Genomic DNA, 249 nt, shown 5'->3' on the forward strand with positions numbered 1-249 from the left:
CTTTGACATGATGGGTTTTCTGCGCGGGCTGGATTGCGGTAAGAACGGTGAAACCACTGTAATGATAGGCAATTCAGGTAATAAAAAAGCCGGAGCTCCCTTTCCGGCACGTCTCATTGCCGTATCACTTCCTCCCGAAAAAGCATTAATCAGTAAAACCCGACTGCTCAGCGAGAATCGTCGAAAAGGACGAGTAGTTCAGGCGGAAACGCTGGAAGCAGCGGGCCATGTGCTATTGCTAACATCATT

General features: G+C 49.0%; 1 pseudogene. It reads left to right on the forward strand.

The features are described 5' to 3' along the window. Positions 1–249: pseudogene (locus SCA31_RS24745) on the forward strand (IS4 family transposase); the annotation flags it as partial.

The organism is Chryseobacterium sp. SIMBA_028 (genome assembly GCF_046535285.1).
Classification (GTDB): domain Bacteria; phylum Bacteroidota; class Bacteroidia; order Flavobacteriales; family Weeksellaceae; genus Chryseobacterium.